Genomic DNA, 19687 nt, shown 5'->3' with positions numbered 1-19687 from the left:
CGATAGAATACTTATTTCACAATAGAAGGGATGGGTAAGATACGAACCCCACAAATAAATTAGCAACGCCAAATTAAGATATCCTACTGTCTTGTGACTGCACGATCGCCGAACCTTTTCGATCCATTAGGCAAATTATCGAAGCGCAAAAAACCTGATTTAGCAAAATTCTCATTTAAGGTTTTGGTAACTTCCGCATCTGCAATCAAAACGCCTACTCTATAAGTATTAGTATCATTTTCCATACCAACAAGCACCTGTTTTTTCCATGTTCCATCACTGCGGTGGTCATCTATTGGAACTAAATAAAATTTGCGCTCTAATGTAGCGTTCACATAAGCCCACATACTTGCACCTTCAGACAAGTTACTGAAAGTACCGCTAAATTTACAATCCCTAGGAATATTGCTTCCTTCAGTGGGTTCTATCAGCTGCATTTCTGGTTCAGAAAGTTTAATCTGTTTAATATATTTATTTTCGCCTCCGGTTATTGCCAAAGCAGCAGCTTGCCCCTTTGAAAATGCCTTATCTACACGACTTTGATCGAGAGGTTCGCCTTCCAAAAAATTGTAAAAGGCTTTAGAAAACTCGACTGCGGCTGGACTCTGAATGTCACCATTTATTCCAATCACACATTTAACGTGTTTAGCAATTAAATTGGCAGCTTGTTCTGAGTAGCAAAAATTGAGAAGCACACAGTTAACATCCTCAGCATCTTCAAAAAATTGTGCTAGAGCCTCAGGTTTCAATTCTTCACCTTTGTTACTATCTTCTGGATCGGGAATCTCGATTGTGCCGTCTTCTCTGCCTTCTCCAGAAATATGGATGATTTGAGTGGGAGTTCTTCTATTCTGAATTGCATCAGAAACTTGGTCAACCCTTACGACAGGTTCAAAACTTGGCTCAAATTGACTGTGGTGCCCACCTATAGCAGTTTTAATTACCTCATACTCACGATCTATGTCGATCTTAGGGGAGCGTGTTGCTACATACAGAATTTTTTGAATTATTGATGGAACTTGATTCATATACTAAATTCACTCCTGTCTATGTATGTGAAAATTAACCAGATTATTATTACTTGTTTATAGTGTCTTTGTTTGGGAGCATCCCACTTTTAAAAATTTCTAAAGAGAAAAATAATCCTGATGGCGGAGTCTTGTCATAGATAGCTTCTGGAAATATTTTATTCTGAAAAATAATAAAAACTGGGATGCACTCTCTTCGTTTTCGTTAGTGTCTTGGTTTTCAGGTTTATTGTTTTTATCGCCCGACTGACCAAGCGAGCGTTTACCTCTGATTGGACTAACACGGATATACTTATTACGCCATTTTAATCTATTTAGTTCTTTAATAGCATTCTTTTCATCTTCATTATTACCTAGATTCACATAGGCAATACTATTACCATTTACAACTTCTATAGGAATATCTATCTCAATTTCTCCATAGCTCGAAAAAAGTTCACGTAGATCGGATTCAGTAGTCGGAACTGGTAAATAGGTGACTTTGAGCATTTTGAATACTCCTGATTAATTAAAATTGGTAATCGTTCACTAAGGGTAGAACTTTCGCATAAACACTTAAAACTTTTGTTGAAAAAAGCTTAGGAGTGTAGTACAAACGTAATTTTACCATTAAGTGTATAAAAGCTCATCGGCTATAATGTCCATTGTTTCGTAAATGCGATCGCTCTCACTAAGTTTTCCTCAGATTGAATGCGATCAAAAAGTGCGATCGCTTACTGAACATCATATTTTGCAATCTCCCGAAAAATATATACTGAATTTGGATCAAAATCTCAAATATCAACCTATTTTCTCTAAACATATAAAAAACTGGTTTACTAATTGCTGTTATTGTATCTAATAACACCGGGAAGTGCTGTATTACTCATGCGGGAACCCTTTATAAGTAATGCTTAAGCTGTAGTTAATACAACTTAAACAGTACTTATTAATGGTGAAGCTGTAGTTATAGACGCTCATTATATGATAAGTAAACTTAAAGCTATAGTTAATATAACTTCTTCTGTAGTTATCACTGCTCAAGCTGTAGTTAACACAGCTTCTTCTGTGGTTATAAATGCTCAAGCTGTAGTTAACACAGCTTCTTCTGTAGTTATAAATGCTCAAGCTGTAATTAAGATGAGATAGACGCTTGAGATAAATTAAGAGAATTTACCAGTGGTTATCTCATAAAAAGTATCAGTATTTTTGTGGATTTTGCTGAAGCAGAATGTATTTTCAGTAGGACATAGTAACTATATAAATGTTATGAGTAACTAAATTTATGTCTTTGAGAAAACGTACATCCCGCGTTCTAGAAAATGCTGAGTTAAGATTTGCTGGACTCAAAGCAATTGATGCCAATCTGGATCTTGGAAATACTTGTAATTTAAAAGCCCTGACAGAAATAATTGAGGAATTACGCAGCAAGTTAGAAGCTCATAATACTGCTCTCAGCACGATTGACTCTTCCAAAGTAGAAATTGAAGAATTAGAACAAACCTTGGGTACTTTCTCCGAAAAAATGCTCATGGGAATCGGCTTTAAATACGGCAAAGATAGCCGCGAATATGAGATGGCTGGTGGCGTTCGCAAAAGTGAACGTATCCGTAAAAGCAGAGCGACTCGCTTAAAAACTATTGCACAAAAAGCATCTAGCCAAGGCACTCAACCCTTGTAGATGTTTAAGCAATACAGTTTGGATAAGCAGGGTAGCAGAGGGGACAAGGGGACAAGGGTGAATTATTGAACAAGTCTTTCCCCCATCTCCCCCATCTTCCTTGTATACCTTGTCCTCTTCTCCATGCCCAATGCCTAAAATTCGCGTTGTGAAAAGATCAAAATAGCGATCGCTAACAACATGGCACTATAAAGTAAGCCATAACCAGCATTCATAATCAGTGCAGTGTTGTCAGGTAGTGCTTGTAGACCATAAACGGCATCATTTTTCAAATCTAATCGAGATAAATCTGGTAACAAAAGAAACAAAGCTTGAGTTAGACGTTCCATACCAGGATTACGGCTAAGACGACCAAGTTGTACTAAATCTTGAGTAATATTTCCGATTAAATATACCGCAAAGGTTAAAACAGTCGCTAGCAGAGAAGCAGTAAAAACACCGAAGGTAATAGCCACGGCAGTAATTAATGACAACTGCAAAAATAAGAAAATTCCAGCAATTAGAATGCTTACCGTAGGATGAGGAATATTACCAATTTGCAGAAATACCAGATAAATTGCTGTCATCGTGGCGACAAGTACAGCTAGGACTGCGGATAAACCCAAGTATTTGCCGACGATAATTTCGCTGCGACTAACAGGTTTAGCAATTAATACTAAAATAGTGCGTTTTTCAATTTCTTTATTAATTAGTCCCGTACCAATAAATATCGTAATAATTAACCCGATGGCATTCATCGCTGCCATCCCAAAGTCTAAAAACATTTTATCTTCAGCCGTAGCTGCAAATTCAGGAAGGACGCGGAAGGCAGTGGCGAGTACTAGCGCATAAAAACCAATAATATATAGGATGCGATCGCGTACCACTTCCTGAAATACATTCTTTGCCAATACAAAAATTCTGTTAATAGTCATTTGTCATTTGTCATTTGTCATTTGTCATTGTGAGGAGACAGCAAAAGAAAGACCTGTTCAATAATTTCCCTTTGTCCCCCTGTCTCCTCTGCTCCTCTGCCCCTCTGCCCCCCTGCCCCAATCCTCACTGCTGCGGAGGCGGTGAACCAGGAATTAATTTACTGGCGCGATCGCATTCAATTTCTGCAACTGTAATCTTATTCTCTGGATTAGTAGCTGTTGCAACTGGTTCAATGCGACAAGATTTTTTTAAGTAATAGCCCCGTGGGTTAGAACTCGGGCCTATCCAAATACTTAATAAATCTAATATATATCCAGACTTAGTATTAGTTACACGCGGTTCAACGCGCCATAGTTCCTTCTCTTCATATTTACTCAGGTTCTTTTTTATGATTTCCCTACCCAGATTTCCTACCCGCTGTTTTGCATCTAGCAACCATTTCTCTACTTCTGACCAAGGTCTTTCAGCTATTTGCTCTACTACTATTGGTTGAAGTCTCTGAAGAATCACAACGCCGTTTTGGGGAATTTTTACTGCTGCTTCTGTCCTGACAATAAAGGTACTATGTTTAAAAGTATCTGCTTGCAAACTCGGATATTGTCGTAACCAATTATCCGTCACAAAGTGAAACTGAATCCAGCAACTTAGCAGCATACTACTAGCAACTAAAATTATGATTCTTTGGCGGTCTTGTGGCTTAGGAATTCGAGCTTTTGCGTCGGTGTCATTTCCTTCAATAAACTCTGGTATTGCCGTAATTAATGCTGAAATTGTTGGCCAAAAAACGATTGTTCTGGGTGTAATTACATCTCGTTGATCTCCAAATGCAAAAACACTCACTAAGAATCCAGTGATTACTGCCCCGACTGGCATAAAAGTCCCAGGAACCCTCAAAGGATCTTCAGTTGTATACCAAGCTGTACCAGCAATTAAAAATAACCAACCGAAAAAGGCAATTATATCTTTGATATAACCTGTGGCAAAATATGAGAGTACCCAAGAGAAAACACTCATATAAATAAATGTCTGCCAAGAATAAGCTTTGGGTGGAACTAATAATTTCCTAATTCCTGCATAAAGCCCTTCAGCAAATTTAAAAACCCCAAAAACATCTTTTAGTAGCGTATTCATATTCCTCCTTACCCCTGATTGATAAATATTTTTCCTCTGAATTAAACAAGTAATTTCTTGTTATTTTGAACGAAATAATAAAATAATAGTTATTGCAGTATAGCTTAGAGAATTTGCTATTAGTATAGTTGTAACTAAATTAGTATTTTGGAAATTAAGGGTTGTAAAACGACGACGTTGCAGTCGTTGGGATGTTTTAGGTTCCTCTTCTTTTTTCGCAAATGATTCATTTAATGAGAATAACAAGACCCTTAAAATAAAAAATTTCATCAAAAACGTAGTAAAAAAAATTATACAAGCAGTTAAAATAATTAAAGGTTGTGTGTTCGGCGATTTAAAATTATTAAAAAACATATAGTTAATTAATTCTGATTTCACCTGTATTGGCAACATTGGTTCTGATACAAAAAATATGAACCAACCAATTACGCTAGAAAAAAGATTGATAGAAATTGCATAAAAAGTACTGGTTTTTTTGTCAAATTTTAATCGAGAATGCAAAACATAAGCTTCGATGGGGATGGCAATCAGTACAAATAAAAAGTCAAACAGAAATCCACCAATGGGAAAAATCCTGGGAAGCATCCAATTGTCAGGCATAAATGGTTACGGGTAAGGGTTAACTGTAGTGAGTATAACTGGGATAGTAAGGGTGATGGGGGAAATTATCCCATTGTTCTTGTCCTTTACTATGCGAGTGTGCCAGTATTCCTCTATTAGACTTCTTCCAGAAGTGGGGGAAAGGGGAAGGGGGAAGGGGTAAAGGGTAAAGGGTAAAGGGTAAAGGTATGGAATTATCCCTTCCCCTTTAACCTTTAACCTTTCCCCAACCGGAAGGCAAAAGTTACTTTTGCAAGATGTCTATTGATATTGTCAATAGATCGAACTGACCCTTGTACAGACGCGTTAGAGAGGCAGTTTTTCTAACTGAGAGTACAAGAGGTTAGGTAAGATTAAAGACTGCCATAGTTATAGCTTTTCGAGAGATGACAAGGAACGGTATTGGGATTCGGACGGCGCAAGTGCGTCAAGAACGGCTTATTGGTCAAATTCACGTCTACGATGGTCTGGGTAAGGGTAAATCTCAAGCGGCTCTGGGGGTGGTTTTGCGCTCCATTGGCTTGGGAATAAATACGCCTAGCAATTCTAATCGTGTTTTACTGCTGCGATTTCTAAAAGGGCCAGAACGTGATTATGACGAAGATGGCGCGATCGCAGCTTTACAACGCGGGTTTCCCCATTTAATTGACCAGGTTCGTACTGGGAGAGCGGAATTTTTTGGGCATGAGGAAATTACCAGCTTTGACCGAGATGAAGCAATGCGGGGTTGGGATGTCGCTAAAGGTGCGATCGCTAGTGGTTTATATTCAGTTGTCGTCTTAGATGAAATTAACCCAGTTCTGGATTTGGGTTTGCTACCAGTGGATGAAGTCGTAAAGACATTAAAATCCAAACCCCAAGAGTTGGAAATCATCGCCACCGGACGCGCCGCACCCCAAAAGTTGCTCGATATTGCAGATTTGCACTCAGAAATGAAACCTCATCACCACCCAACAGCCAAAGCTCTCTTCCTGGAAGGGATTGAAATTTATACTGGTGCTGGTAAAGGTAAGTCTACTAGTGCTTTGGGTAAAGCTTTGCAGGCCATTGGTAGGGGAATTAATCATCCAGGGTCTACTCGTGTATTGATTATGCAGTGGCTTAAAGGTGGTAGCGGCTACACAGAAGACGCAGCGATCGCCGCCTTACAGCAGTCATATCCAGAAGTGGTGGATCATCAGCGTTGCGGTGGAGATGCGATCGTCTGGCGAAATTCCCGACAAGAATTAGATTATGTAGAAGCCGAACGAGGTTGGGAAATTGCAAAAGTTGCGATCGCCTCTGGATTGTATAAAACTATTATTCTCGATGAACTCAATCCCACCGTTGACTTAGAACTACTCCCCGTTGAACCCATTGTTCAAGCTTTACTCCGCAAACCCCGCGACACCGAAATTATTATCACTGGCCGTTGCCAAAATCCACCTGCCTACTTTGATTTGGCTAGCGTCCACTCAGAGGTTTATTGCCACAAACACTATGCCAATCAAGGTGTAGAACTTAAACGAGGGGTAGATTTTTAGGCGTTGCTGATTCAGAGTATGAATTTAGTCTCACCAAACAAGGCTAGGCAGCACGTTGCCCAGAATTGATATGCTAAATTCTTTAAGAAAATAACAAATTTGTTTACCAAAATGGTAAACTTATATTAGTCTAGTAACGCATGGAAATCACCTTCGCTAACAGCAAACTGCAAAATCTATGCGAACAACAAAACCCAGCGCAAAAAAAATTGGGTGCAAACTGTGCCAAGAAATTAAGAACCCAGTTGGCTATTCTTGGTGCTGCTAGTTGTGTCACGGAATTAGTTATAGGTCATCCCCATCCCTTAAAAGGAGATAGGGCAGGAGAATTTGCAGTAAACCTAGAAGGTGGTAAACGACTTGTATTTAAGCCAGACAACGACCCCATACCTCTTGCCGAGGATGGAAGCATTGATTGGTCAAAAGTTACTGCTGTTTGTATTGTTTTCATTGGAGACTACCATGACTGAGACAACCCGAACATTCACTCCAGATTGGGTATCTTCTCCCGGTGATGCCATCGCTGATTTATTAGAAGAGCGTGATTGGACACAAGCACAATTAGCAGAGCGTTTAGGCTACACCACAAAACATATTAGCCAGTTGATCAATGGCAAAGCACCGATCAATGAAGAAACAGCCCTGAAGCTAGAACGGGTTATGGGTAGTACAGCAGCATTCTGGCTCAGATATGAAGCTCAATATCGCGCCGCTTTGGCAAGGAAAGAAGAAGAAAACCGCTTAAAGGAGTGGACATTTTGGTTAGATCAGTTACCAGTCAAAGAATTGATGAATCAAGGTGTAATTCCTAAGTGCCGTTTAATTGATAAGAATAAGCCTAGTTTAGTAAAAAAGTTACTGCAATTTTTCGGTGTTGCCTCGCCGGAAAATTGGCAGAATTATTATGCAGGTATGGAAGTTGCTTTTCGTCGTACACGCGAAAATCAAAGTGATGTTGGTGCTATTTCCACTTGGTTACGCTTGGGGGAAATAAGAGCAGAACAACTAGACTGTCCCAAGTACAGTAAAACAAAATTTGAAAAGGCTGTGCGGGAAATTCGTACTTTAACGGTGTTACCGCCAGAAGAGTTTGAACCACAGATGCAAAAGTTGTGTTGGGAAGCAGGGGTTGTGCTTGTTTTAGTACCATCAATCAAGAAAGCGCACGTCAGTGGTGTTGCACGATGGTTAAACCCCCATAAGGCACTAATTCAACTTTCGCTTTATGGTAAAACTAATGACCGCTTCTGGTTTAATTTTTTCCATGAAGCAGCACATATTTTGCTACATGATAAAGAAAATATTTTTCTTGATGAATGGAATAGTGGGGAAAGTTTGAAATCGGATCAGGAACGCCAAGCAGATAAATGGTCGCGCGAATTTTTGATTTCACCTGAGTATGAGGGGGAATTAGCCAAGCTGAAATCTGAAACTGATGTGATTGATTTTGCGGAATCTATCAGTATTCATCCTGCTATTGTTGTAGGTCGGCTGCAACACGATCATCTAATTGATCCGTCTTGGATGAATGGTTTAAAAGTGAGCTTGGATTTTCAAGGCATAGAATAAGCAGACGAAAGTCCATATATTGAAAATAGGATAGAAATATGTGAATGTTGGGTACTAGCGGGAATTTGTACTTTCGGGTAGTAGAATATTTCGCACAAAGCGATCGCGTCCTGCTGCCTTTGCTTGATACAACGCCCGATCTGCTGTGGCAATCATTTCTTCTAAGTCATAATCTGGCTGAGGAATTTCTGTCGTAAACCCAACACTAATAGTTACATGAGAACTAACTTGGGAATTTTGATGGGGAATTGCTAGTGCTCGGACAGCATGACAAATTTGGTCGGCAACATGAATCGCCCCCTTAGTATCTGTGTTAGGTAAAATCACAGCAAATTCTTCCCCACCATAACGAGCAACTAAATCTCCGGGACGTTTAATAATATCTTTAATAGCTTGAGCAATTTTCTGAAGACAGCGATCGCCTACCCGATGACCATAGGTATCATTATATAATTTGAAGAAATCAACGTCGCAAAGAATCAGAGAAAGCGGACGTTGTTCGCGTTTTAAACGCTGCCACTCTTGGGAAAAATACTCTTCAAAGCGTCGGCGATTCGCTACTTGAGTTAATCCATCGATAGTAACTAATCGCTGCAATTCTAGATTCACGGCTTCCAGTTTTTGCTGTAACTGAGATTGCTGAATCAAGCGCTTTACCCGTTGTCGCAAAACTGGCCAGTGAATTGGTTTGGTAACAAAATCCATTGCTCCCACTGCAAATGCACGGTCAACTGACTCTTGATCTTCAAGTCCTGTAATCATTAAAATTGGAGTGTGCTTGTTAGAATCCAGAAGCTCTAACTGAGTGCAACACTCGAATCCATCCATATCCGGCATTATGGCATCAAGGAGTACTATATCAGGGTGCAGTTGGTTAAAAACATTTATTGCCTCTATGCCATTTTGAGCTTCCGCTATTTGATAACCTTCCCGCTCCAAGAAATGCCGCAATATCAGGCGAATAAAAGGTTCATCATCAACAATTAAAACTAAAGATTGGCTTTCTTGAGCAGTGGCTTTCATGGTGCTTCCTTCGCAAGTTCTTTTTCTAAGGCAGTTTTAACTTGTTCATATTCTTGATACAGTAGTGAAAGTAATTCTAGATTGTTTTCTAAGTTACAGCTGCGTGCATGTACTTCTAACACCTTGCAAAGCTGCGCCAAGGCGATCGCTCCAATAGAAGCACTGCTGGACTTGAGTTTGTGTGCTGTCTGCCATATAGTTTGGATATCCTGACTTGCGATCGCTGTGCTAATATGTTGCACTAGTCTAGCCGTCTCTGTAAGATAACACTCAATTAGTTCAGCAAATGCCACACGATCTCCTCTAAGCATAAGCTGCAAGGATTGGAGAATTTTGGCATCAATTTTGGCAGTTTTTAATGTCTGGTTTTGCCCTGACTGGAAGAGATTTGACGAAGGTTGCAATTCTAGGCGCATCACTTCCCCTTGTTGTTTGATGGAAGTGAATTCAGAATTTCTTTGGGGTGGACATTTGCTGAGTGCCTGAGCTAACTCTTGCAGTTGAATGGGTTTGCTAATGTAGTCATCCATACCAGCGGCAAGACAAACTTGGCGATCGCCCCGCATGGCATTAGCAGTTATGGCGATGATATGGGGACGAAAACCCACCCCCCATTCTTGACAGATTCTCCGAGTTGCTTCTAACCCATCCATTCTGGGCATGTGAACATCCATCAACACTACGTCGAATCGCTGTTGTTGCAGAGCTGCGATCGCTTCTAGCCCATTGCTGACGACATCTGCCCCATAACCTATTTTCTGTAGCATCAGGAGGGCAACTTTCTGATTAACAACCGTGTCCTCTGCCAGAAGAATTCGCAGTGGCAGTCGATGACCCAAATCCCGATCTACCAAAGGAAAATGAGAAATACTGGTTAGGATCGGCTGATTTCCCAAAACACGAGTCATAACATCGTAGAGTTGAGAGTGTTTGATGGGTTTACTCAAAGCAGCAGCAAACTGGACATCATTAAAGTCAGAAGAAGTTTCTACTTTCGCCAAAGAGGTCATAATCACCAAAGGCAGATTTTGACAACCGGATTGCTTGCGGATTTGACGAGCTAGGGTTATGCCATCCATTTCTGGCATCTGCATATCTAAAATAGCAATATCAAATTGCGTTCCCTGAGCAAGTTTAACTAAAGCTTCTTTACCAGATTTGGCAGCATAAGTTTCCATCTTCCAAGACTCTGCTTGCAAGCTGAGAATTTGGCGATTGGTTAGATTGTCATCCACAATCAATAGTCGCTTGGACGCAAGCAGGGGTGAAATGCTTAATTCAGCTTGTTCTGACTGAGCAGCCACTTTGGTAATAATGGTGAAATAAAATGTTGAACCTGGTGAATAGTCAGGAAATGTTGAAGGAGGTAGGAGGCAGGATAGCGAATCGTTAGCGAGTCCAAGAGCATCGGACATTCCTTCTGCCTTCTCCCAAGGGGAGACGCTAAAAGCGATCTGCCCTCTGCCTTCTGCCTTCTTCGAGAATAATTTTCCATTATCCCATCTAGGGCTAGGATTGCCACCAACAAACCCCTGGCTTTCTACCCAAAGAGTGCCGCCCATCATCTTACTGAGCCGCTTACTAATCGCCAATCCCAGCCCTGTGCCACCATATCGTCGAGTCATGGAGACATCAGCCTGAGTGAAGGGTTGAAATAATCGCTCTATTTTCTCTGGTGCGATGCCAATACCTGTATCTTTGATCGCAAATTGAATTTCGTAGAGAACTTGATCCTTTTCAACAGGTATCGGGGACTGGGGATAAGAGGCAGAGGGGCAGAGGGGCAGAGGGGCAGCACTTCGGCTACGCTCAGTGACCGAGGGGAAAGACTTACTGCTACTTCTTCTCCTCTGCTCCCCTGCTCCCCTGCTCCTCTGCTCCCCTGCTCCCCAGTCCCCAATCCCCAGTTCAACAGAGAGTAATACTTCTCCGGTTTCCGTAAACTTAATAGCATTGTTGAGAAGATTCATCAAGACTTGGCGCAGACGAGTCAAATCACCAACTACCTGAATGGGAACTTGAGGCTGGATTAGATAAACTAGTTCGATATCCTTTTGGGCAGCTTTCGGAGCTAAAAAGGAAATAGCCTCCTCCACACAAGCTCTCAAATCAAAAGGCTGTTCTTCTAATTCCAGTTTGCCCGACTCAATTTTGGAGAAATCTAGAATATCGTTGATGATGGTGAGTAAAGTATCTCCGCTACTGTGAACTATTTCCACAAAGTTTTGCTGTTGAGGTGTGAGATTGGTATCCAGCAGTAGACCTGTCATAGCAATAACAGCATTCATTGGAGTCCGAATTTCGTGGCTCATCATTGCCAAAAACTCACTTTTTGCCCGATTTGCGGCTTCTGCTTGGCGTTTTGCCTGTTCCAAGGCAAAGTTTTTCAAGGTCAGTTCTTCACGTTGGCGCGTTTCTTGTTCCAGTAAGTTAGCTTGTGCTAGAGCAATACCTAGTTGAGCCGCCACAGCTTCGAGTAATTCGATTTCGTCTTGTGTCCATTGGCGAAAATAGTTGCACTGATGTAAGCCGATCGCACCATTGGGTTCTCCCTGATAGGAAGTGCGGATTGACAGCATAGACTTCAGCCCAATTTCTCGGCAGATAGGGCCAGCCCTTTCCAGTAAAGGTTCAACGTACACATCTGGAGAAGCGATCGCACTTTCTTGGGTCATCATCTGCTCGGCATGAGGATTGTTAGTCATGGGAACTTCCAATTTCAATACAGAGCAGTAACCAGGTAATGTATTATATTCTGCTACTAAGGGAATTTGCGGTGTGGGGTTACTAATGTAAGAGTGGATCAAACAGCGATCGGCTCCAAATGCTTGTCCAATTTGGGTAGCAGCCGTCTTAAAAATTTTGCTGGTGTCAAGACTTTGACGAATTTCTTGAGTAATTTGTTCAAGTAGGAGAGTGCGATGCAATTGCCGTTGCAGTGCCTCTTTAGCTCGTTTGTTTTCGGTAATGTCGTGATTGATGCCGACAGTCGCAACAGTTTCCCCTTGTTCATTCTGTAGAGCAACTACGGTTGTTTCGCAAATTCCCTCACTACCATCTTTGCGAATAAAGTGTATTTCCCCTGACCAGCGTCCTTGCTGGTTGACTGTTGACAAAATTTTGGCGCTTAATGTTGCGGCTATTTCCGGCTGATGCAAAATACTGGGATATTGAGTTAAAATCTCGGCTTTGGTATAGCCAAACATGCTTTCGGCAGCAGGATTCCAGTCAATAATACTTCCGGTTAAATCTGTGATAATTACGCCATCATGCATATTTTCAAAGGTGAGGGCTTGCCGACGCAGACTAGCTTCGGCTTGCTTGCGTAAACAAAGCTCGTTGTAGACATCGCTAATATCTCTCTGAATGCCAATGAAGTGGCTTAACTCACCATTGTCGTCATGAATCGGAGAAATACTCAATTCATTCCAAAACAAAGTACCATCTTTGCGATAGTTGCGGAGAACAACTTTGCAACTTGTTCCAGCTTGAATAGATGAGCGCAATTCATTGAGTGCTGGTTGTTGGGTATCTGTGCGTTGTAAAAATCGACAATTTTGCCCAATTACATCAGTAGCACTGTAGCCTGTTATTTGCTCAAAGGCAGGGTTAACGTAAATAACTGGATTATAGGCAAGTCTGGCATCGGCAATCATAATTCCATTACTGGTAGCGGCAAGTGCCCTCTCCCTCAGTCTCAAGGTTTCTTCAACCAGCTTCAAATCAGTAATGTCAAACATAAACCCCCTGAGCGCGATCGCAGTTCCGGCTTCCTCAACGACACTAACAATGTCTCGCAGCCAAACAACTCGCCCATCAGCAGCTAACATCCGGTATTCCAGTTGGTGATTTTCGCACCTAGCAGTTGCTTCTTGACAAAAACGAACAGAGTTTTTCTTGTCATCTGGATGCAGATGATTAACCCAAAAATTTTCCTCGTACCACTCTGCGATCGGATAATTGAGCAAATCTACCGCTTGCGGCCCTACGTAAATAAATCGCCAAGTTTTCAAATCCAATTCCCAAGGGATGACTTTGACTGTTTCCAGCAGCTGTCGCAAACGATTTTCACTGGCGCTCAGGGCAATTTCTACCTGTTTCTGTTCAAAAATCCTATGAGTTAACTCCTGATTGATTGCTGTTATTTGTTGGTTTCTTGCATTCATTGCCAAGGCAAAATAGATTGATAATGTCAATATGACAACAACTAATAACCCTGCAATCAATTCTACTTGTGTTAATAACCCCGGATTTTGGATTAAAAGTCTCTGCCAGAGTAGGAATACAGAGATTGAGAAGAAAATCCCCAGCAACAGCGCGAGTAATTCTCGTTGACGGAAGAAGATCGCAGCCTTGAACCAGTCATATCGGTGCTGTTTTACCACTTATTAACTCTCTAGCACTTTCAGAACTTATTGCACTAACTTTTACTTTTAAGTAATTTAAAATATCAGTAGCAAGAGGGCAATTACGGAATTTATTTTTAGTGAACGTATTAATATGTTTATATATTGCCAGAAAAACTTAATCCTTTCTGATTATAATTACACTTCTTTTGATACCAATTTTTGAGGAAGACCCATAGAAATAACCCTACCGCCTGCGGGGGAGGTTTGCCCAGGTCAAAATAATGTACAACTTCACCAAGAATTAGTATGAGAACTGCAAATTTTCTGTAGTACAGTGTGGCAAAAGTTTGCTTACCTTTAACAAGTTGTTTTGAACAACTTGTCTGGTTTATTGAGATCGAAGAAGGTACTACAAATCAAAAGATCCCCAACTGTTTGAAGGAAGTTGGGGATCTAAGCCTCTCATTGGAGAGCAAATTAAATATAGTGGTTCACGCAAATTTTAAGTAGACTACGCCCGCGATCGCAACAAAAGGGTAATGGAGATTAAAAACCAATATAGTCCAGATAAACCCAAAACCAGATTGTAGAGACGCGATTTATCACGTCTTGATTTATCGCGTCTTGAAGACTAATTAGCTACACCAATAACCTTTAACCCAAACGTATTGGATGAAAAACAAGGGTTAATGCCATTCGCTTGTACTTTAAATTACAGCTTCTTGGCGTTGACAATCAAAAACAACCATGTAGGAAGCATTTGGTATTTCTTGAGGAAGGTGCCGCATATAGCCATCAGCATCAGAACGGCTGCGGAAGCGAGCAACAATCTCCCGTTGCGTATTCGGAAGTAGACGAGCGATCGCCCAAGAATTGAGGCGTTCTTTATACGCAATAGTCTGATTGTCTGATTGAGAAGTTTTGTTATCCGTATTTTCTGGCATAATTATGTTAACCGTATGAAGTTTAATGAAGGGCGTTAATTAGTTTCTAGGTAGGAATGCACTAACGCTTTTTTTAATGCTGCTGCCACCTTGTTATTCGATTATTAATAAATTGTCAACACTGAGCGCTACATTTTAGACCAATTAAGTTGGAATTTTCAGGTGACAATGAATCTCAAAGCCTTAACTTGCAATTGTTTCCAGGACATAACAATGTTCAAGCAGAAAGTTTGGCAATTATTGGGTTTGCATGATTTATATGCATACACATAAGTAAAGTCCGCATCAGTGCTAAAACAAACATTAATGTCTGAAAACATACTATTTAGAAGCTGAAGAGAAAATGAATAATAACGTACCTAGAATTAATCAGCACGTACACAATCTTAATGTTTCTATAGTGTGATTAGTAAAGCTACATTGCAGACATTTACATTTTTTATAGTTAGTTGAGAATAATTAAGTTTTCAGAGTTGATTGAAATATTCCAAAATAAATTTTTCTTTAGCTTTTGACTAGAGCTTTTGGTACAAAACATGGTGCAATTGTTGAAAAGAAAAATCCTTGACTAATTGTCACAAACTAGTTAAAATCTTCTCGACAAAATTATAGTTATCGATAATGAAAACACCATTTGTAACATCAATAATTCAAAAAGTAGCAAAGGAAATAGGAGCAGTAGTTTTAGTAGACCCAGAATGCAGCTTTATGGGACTGATTACATTTAAAAACGGCAATAAAACATTTTTTCGTAGTGCTAGGTTTAGTATTAATTCTTCTGGTTCAGTAGCAATCGCTAAAGACAAAGGAGTTTCAAACTTTTTTCTAAATAAATTTGGCTATAAAGTTACTGAAGGAAAAACATTTTTTAGTGACGAATTATGCGAAGAAATAGTTAATCATAGAAATATAGATGCAGGATTTTATTATGCTAAGGAGTTGGGATTTCCTGTAATTGTCAAGCCGATTAATCTTAGTCAAGGAATGTTTGTTACTAAGGTTCACAATAAACAAGAATATTATCAAGTAGCTAAGAAAATCTTGCAAAAAATCTCAGGATTTATTGTTGAGAGATTTTATATTGGCAATGATTATAGAATTGTAGTACTTGATGATGAAGTAATTTCGGCATATCAAAGAATTCCCTTATTTATCATCGGAGATGGTCAATCTACTGTTTTGCAACTTATGCAACAGAAGCAGGAAACTTTTATCAAAAATGGTAGAAAAGAAATTATCGATTTTGAAGATTATAGAATCAAAAAAAACTTGCGAAGACGGAAGCTAAGTTTTAGTAATGTTATACCTAAGAATAATATAGTCTATCTTTTAGACAATGCCAATTTATCAACTGGAGGTGAAGCAATAGACTTCACTGACAATATCCATCCTGATTTTAAAAAATTAGCAGTAAATATTACAAAAGATATGGAATTGAGATTATCAGGTGTGGATATTCTTGCTAGTGATATAACCTCACCAATGGAAGATTATACAATTATTGAAGTAAATGGCGCTCCTAGCTTAACTCACTATGCGTCATTTGGTGAAGTTCAGACGAAAAGAGTCGAAAATTTATATCTCCAAGTTCTCAAAGTACTTGAAAACGAGAATAACAGAGTAAACAATTGATTTTGACTGGAGGCGAAGCACGGATTGCTCCCCTCCTGAGTTATTTTTCAATTCTATCTAAGCTGTTGTGCATACAAGTTGCACAATTTAAATTGTGGGTAAGAACTTCAAACCCTCTCCCCTGTTCCCCTGCGGTCTCAACGTGTAAATTAAGTATTTAACAGCTTATCTCTTCACCACTCCTTATCTAGTAGGGATTCAAATTCAGCTTGTAAGGCGTTTATATCCGCCAACCTTGTGACTAGTAAATTATCCTTACCAGCATCATTTAAACGTACTTTCCAATAACGAATACTGTCTGAGTTATTCAACCAAAACTTAATCACCGTATCTACGACTTGATCCAGATTCCAATCCCACTTTGCTGGAACTGATTCTACCGATTCTAAAAACGTATCTAGGGTACACGTATGCATTCCCAAGTATTCCACACCTTGGTGGGGTGGTTTTTGCCCATTTTGCTGTTGCTGATTAAAAAACTGCAAAAGTGGAGATATTCCGACAATATCAAAAGTGTATTTCATGCCAGTACTCTCAATTTTATATTACTTACAGGAAATATTTAGTTTTTTCTATTTCTAAAATAATATCTGGAAAGAAACTAAAAAATCTGCAAAAAGTGCAGTTTTGATCTATATCATAGGCGTTAAACCTCAGTTATAAATTAGCACTGACAAGCGTTGAGTGCTAATATTTATTTAAGAGTTTGATTGATTAATAAAAAGTTTCAGGCATTAATTCAAGGATGTATATATCTTTAATAATTATTTAATTAGTTACGTTACGGCTTGTAAAGGCTAGATCCTGCCTAACCCATCTTTTTCAGGCTTGTGATGATAAATAAAGTGGCTGTGTAATCAAATCAGCAGCTCAACACGTATGCTAGATGCTATCAAGTCTGCCAACCAAATCGCCTTTCTGGAGCGATCGCACCTAAAATGCAAAATGGGGTCAAGTCAAGGGAATACGGTTCGGTTAAAGGGGAAAGGGTAAAAGGGAAAGGGTAAAGGGTAAAGGGGAAAGGGGAAAGGGGAATAAAAAACCTTTAACCTTTACCCTTTTCCCCAAACCCTATTCTGAGTTCAAAATACTTATCCGAACAGTATTGCAAGTCAAGGGAGTATAAATTTAAACTCAATTGACGGTGCAGTTTTAAAAGTGTCACTTACTAGACTCGCCTTTTGATTGAAGCAGTGATACTATCTAATTGTGTGAGGAGCAAGTTAAAAATAAAAAGCGCCTGGGGTGGAAACACGGCAACACTCCCAGGCGCTTTTTAATTGGTACACCGAACAAAGTCTTTGCAGATAGATTCACTGAAAACTGATTGCTATACATCGGATGTAGCAATAGCCCAATCAAAAATCTAAAATTCCTTAAGTCGCACCAAATTCAGTTTGTAAGGCTTCATCGTTATTATCAGCGATCGTTGCCACAATGGTAATTAGCCGGGACACTTCGCCAGGAGATAACTCTGCTAAGGTGCGTGTCGATATTACAACCACCCGGTTTTCGATAATACCGAAACGCGCTTCAAAAGTGCTGGAGCAGTTTAACTCCAAAAGATACCGCATCAACTTAGGTTCATTTTTCGCAGGTAAATTTAGCACCGCAGACCAAACTGTTATGGTGTCTTCATCGGTTGTGCCATTGAGTTGGACAAATACTTCTACACTTCCGTACTTAAATTTCCAAAGATAACCACCCTCTGGAGTGTGGCTAACCATCGCACTATCATCTTGTTCCAAAGAATCGATGACATTTTCAATTACCTCCAGATGATTAATGCCTGTCGTCTCGGCGATTAGCTGATTAATGGATTCGTCATTAGTTAGAGTTTCTGGGTAGCTTGTCATACAGATTTTGTCTCAACATAGTTGCTGTTTTATCTACACATACTTTATAACTTGTGGACGTAGTTGTAGGGGCAATTCATGAATTGCCCCTACTGATTGCATATTTATTCCCGCCACCATCTGGTATGATTCTGGAAAAATGAATGACGATCGCGCTTAACCTACATCATCATGGGCAAAGCGGTTAAACAGGAAGTCTAGGGCATAGTTACGCAGTTGGTAGTATTGGGGATCTTCCATAATGCGGCTGCGATCGCGCGGACGAGAAAAAGGAATTTCCATAACTTCGCCAATTTTCGCATGAGGCCCATTGGTCATCATTACCAATTTGTCTGCTAAAAATAGTGCCTCGTCGATGTCGTGGGTAATCATCAGCACTGTACAACGGTTATCGCCCCAAATTTTCAGCAATTCTTCCTGTAATTCTTCTTTGGTAATGGCATCCAGCGCCCCAAAAGGTTCATCTAAAATTAAAACTTTGGGACGAATCGCCAAAGCACGGGCGATAGAAACCCGTTGTCTCATCCCACCCGACATTTGCATTGGTTTCTTTTCCATTGCGTCAGCCAGTCCCACCATTGCTAGATGATCGCGGACGATCGCTCTTTTTTCGGCTTGTGGTTTGTTGGGATAAACGGCGTTAACAGCTAAATAGATGTTTTCAAAAGCAGTTCGCCAAGGTAACAGGGCATAGTTTTGGAAGACAACCATCCTGTCTGGGCCTGGTTTGGTAATGGGTTCTCCTTCGAGTAAGACTTGCCCGGAGGTGGGAAAGTTAAAACCGGATACCATATTTAGTAGCGTCGATTTGCCACAGCCGGAGTGGCCGATAACGCAAATAAACTCACCCTGTTCGACGTTGAGGTTTACGCCGTCGAGTACGGTGAACGGGCCTTTCTTTGTCGGGTAGACTTTGGTAACGTCTTTAATTTCTAGGAAAGGTCTGCGGGTGGTGGTTGCAGGGGCTAATGGTTTTCCTAGTGTGTTTGTAGCTGTTGAGTTGGGGTTTGGCATGGTATTTGGTATTTGGGGATTAAAAAGCTAAATGTAGATGATGTAAAAATGAATATTCTGATCTCTCTTCGTCTAAGGACTACTGTGTACACACAAGTCTGAAATAGCTGATTCACCAGGGTTTTACCCCACCCTAACCCTCCCCTTGTAAAGGGGAGGGAACTAGATTTCTTTTTTCCCCCCTTTCCAAGGGGGGATTAAGGGGGGTAATTCGATTTGTGTGTACTAGGAAAGGAAGAGAGGCTTTGAACTTTTCCCCTTCCCTACAAGGGAAGGGGGCAGGGGGTTAGGTCTTTTGCTGGTTTTTCAGATGATGTAAAAAGTTAGATCATTAACGGAGATAAAAGGTGGATTCATCCAGTTCAAAGACTCTTTAACGGAGATAAAAGGTGGATTCATCCGGTTCAAAGACTCGTTAACGGAGATAAAAGGTGGATTCATCC

General features: G+C 40.2%; 16 protein-coding genes. 5 read left to right on the top strand and 11 right to left on the bottom strand.

Annotated elements, in window-relative coordinates:
- Nucleotides 1-83: 83 nt before the first annotated feature.
- Together ACM0OX_RS27970 and ACM0OX_RS27965 are read right to left on the bottom strand one after the other, a co-directional pair.
- A complete protein-coding gene (locus ACM0OX_RS27970; RefSeq protein WP_414518245.1) occupies nucleotides 84-1028 on the bottom strand; it encodes a hypothetical protein in 945 nt (314 codons plus the stop codon).
- 99 nt (nucleotides 1029-1127) lie between these two features.
- Nucleotides 1128-1517, bottom strand: coding sequence for a hypothetical protein (locus ACM0OX_RS27965; protein ID WP_414518244.1), 390 nt, complete (start codon nucleotides 1515-1517; stop codon nucleotides 1128-1130).
- 775 nt (nucleotides 1518-2292) lie between these two features.
- On the opposite strand from ACM0OX_RS27965, the gene ACM0OX_RS27960 reads away from it, so the two are divergent.
- Complete coding sequence (locus tag ACM0OX_RS27960) at nucleotides 2293-2688, top strand: hypothetical protein (RefSeq protein WP_414518243.1); 396 nt, start codon at nucleotides 2293-2295, stop codon at nucleotides 2686-2688.
- Between the two features lie 134 nt (nucleotides 2689-2822).
- Here the strand turns inward: ACM0OX_RS27960 and ACM0OX_RS27955 are convergent, their stop codons facing one another.
- The 3 genes from ACM0OX_RS27955 to fraC all read right to left on the bottom strand — a co-directional run bounded on the left by ACM0OX_RS27955 (nucleotide 2823) and on the right by fraC (nucleotide 5334).
- Entirely contained in the window at nucleotides 2823-3602 is a 780-nt protein-coding gene (locus ACM0OX_RS27955; protein WP_414518242.1) for an ABC transporter permease, read from the bottom strand.
- Nucleotides 3603-3726: 124 nt separating this feature from the next.
- Nucleotides 3727-4734 carry a septal junction protein FraD gene (gene fraD, locus ACM0OX_RS27950; protein ID WP_414518241.1) on the bottom strand — a complete coding sequence of 336 codons (1008 nt, stop codon included), beginning with the start codon at nucleotides 4732-4734 and terminating at the stop codon, nucleotides 3727-3729.
- Nucleotides 4735-4794: 60 nt separating this feature from the next.
- Nucleotides 4795-5334 carry a filament integrity protein FraC gene (fraC, locus tag ACM0OX_RS27945; RefSeq protein ID WP_335198607.1) on the bottom strand — a complete coding sequence of 180 codons (540 nt, stop codon included), beginning with the start codon at nucleotides 5332-5334 and terminating at the stop codon, nucleotides 4795-4797.
- Between the two features lie 386 nt (nucleotides 5335-5720).
- Here fraC and ACM0OX_RS27940 point away from each other — a divergent pair, with 386 nt between their 5' ends.
- From ACM0OX_RS27940 to ACM0OX_RS27930, 3 genes are all read left to right on the top strand, one after another.
- On the top strand, nucleotides 5721-6857 hold the full coding sequence (locus ACM0OX_RS27940; protein ID WP_414518240.1) for a cob(I)yrinic acid a,c-diamide adenosyltransferase: 1137 nt from the start codon (nucleotides 5721-5723) through the stop codon (nucleotides 6855-6857).
- Between the two features lie 140 nt (nucleotides 6858-6997).
- A complete protein-coding gene (locus tag ACM0OX_RS27935) occupies nucleotides 6998-7327 on the top strand; it encodes a type II toxin-antitoxin system RelE/ParE family toxin (RefSeq protein ID WP_414518239.1) in 330 nt (109 codons plus the stop codon).
- A complete protein-coding gene (locus tag ACM0OX_RS27930; RefSeq protein ID WP_414518238.1) occupies nucleotides 7320-8426 on the top strand; it encodes a HigA family addiction module antitoxin in 1107 nt (368 codons plus the stop codon). The genes ACM0OX_RS27935 and ACM0OX_RS27930 overlap by 8 nt, the downstream gene beginning before the upstream one ends.
- 54 nt (nucleotides 8427-8480) lie before the next feature.
- On the opposite strand, the gene ACM0OX_RS27925 is transcribed toward ACM0OX_RS27930, so the two are convergent.
- The 3 genes from ACM0OX_RS27925 to ACM0OX_RS27915 all read right to left on the bottom strand — a co-directional run bounded on the left by ACM0OX_RS27925 (nucleotide 8481) and on the right by ACM0OX_RS27915 (nucleotide 14742).
- The gene (locus ACM0OX_RS27925) at nucleotides 8481-9449 is read right to left on the bottom strand and encodes a diguanylate cyclase domain-containing protein (RefSeq protein ID WP_414518236.1); all 969 of its coding nucleotides are present in this window, start codon (nucleotides 9447-9449) and stop codon (nucleotides 8481-8483) included.
- Nucleotides 9446-13834, bottom strand: coding sequence for a PAS domain S-box protein (locus tag ACM0OX_RS27920; protein WP_414518235.1), 4389 nt, complete (start codon nucleotides 13832-13834; stop codon nucleotides 9446-9448). Before ACM0OX_RS27920 ends, ACM0OX_RS27925 begins: the two co-directional genes overlap by 4 nt.
- Nucleotides 13835-14505: 671 nt before the next feature.
- The gene (locus ACM0OX_RS27915; protein ID WP_094351436.1) at nucleotides 14506-14742 is read right to left on the bottom strand and encodes a hypothetical protein; all 237 of its coding nucleotides are present in this window, start codon (nucleotides 14740-14742) and stop codon (nucleotides 14506-14508) included.
- Nucleotides 14743-15363: 621 nt separating this feature from the next.
- Between ACM0OX_RS27915 and ACM0OX_RS27910 the strand changes: the two genes are divergently transcribed.
- Nucleotides 15364-16374, top strand: coding sequence for a cyanophycin synthetase (locus tag ACM0OX_RS27910; protein ID WP_414518233.1), 1011 nt, complete (start codon nucleotides 15364-15366; stop codon nucleotides 16372-16374).
- Nucleotides 16375-16547: 173 nt separating this feature from the next.
- Here ACM0OX_RS27910 and ACM0OX_RS27905 read toward each other — a convergent pair whose 3' ends face one another.
- The 3 genes from ACM0OX_RS27905 to ACM0OX_RS27895 form a co-directional block, all read right to left on the bottom strand.
- Complete coding sequence (locus ACM0OX_RS27905) at nucleotides 16548-16898, bottom strand: hypothetical protein (RefSeq protein ID WP_414518232.1); 351 nt, start codon at nucleotides 16896-16898, stop codon at nucleotides 16548-16550.
- A gap of 852 nt (nucleotides 16899-17750) precedes the next feature.
- Nucleotides 17751-18230 carry a YbjN domain-containing protein gene (locus tag ACM0OX_RS27900; protein WP_414518231.1) on the bottom strand — a complete coding sequence of 160 codons (480 nt, stop codon included), beginning with the start codon at nucleotides 18228-18230 and terminating at the stop codon, nucleotides 17751-17753.
- Nucleotides 18231-18386: 156 nt separating this feature from the next.
- Nucleotides 18387-19244, bottom strand: coding sequence for a nitrate ABC transporter ATP-binding protein (locus ACM0OX_RS27895; protein ID WP_414518230.1), 858 nt, complete (start codon nucleotides 19242-19244; stop codon nucleotides 18387-18389).
- Nucleotides 19245-19687 lie beyond the last annotated feature (443 nt).

The organism is Nostoc sp. PCC 9305 (assembly GCF_963920915.1).
Taxonomy (GTDB): domain Bacteria; phylum Cyanobacteriota; class Cyanobacteriia; order Cyanobacteriales; family Nostocaceae; genus Nostoc.
Note: the sequence above shows the minus strand (reverse complement) of the source record. Positions and strands in the feature narration are given on the sequence as shown.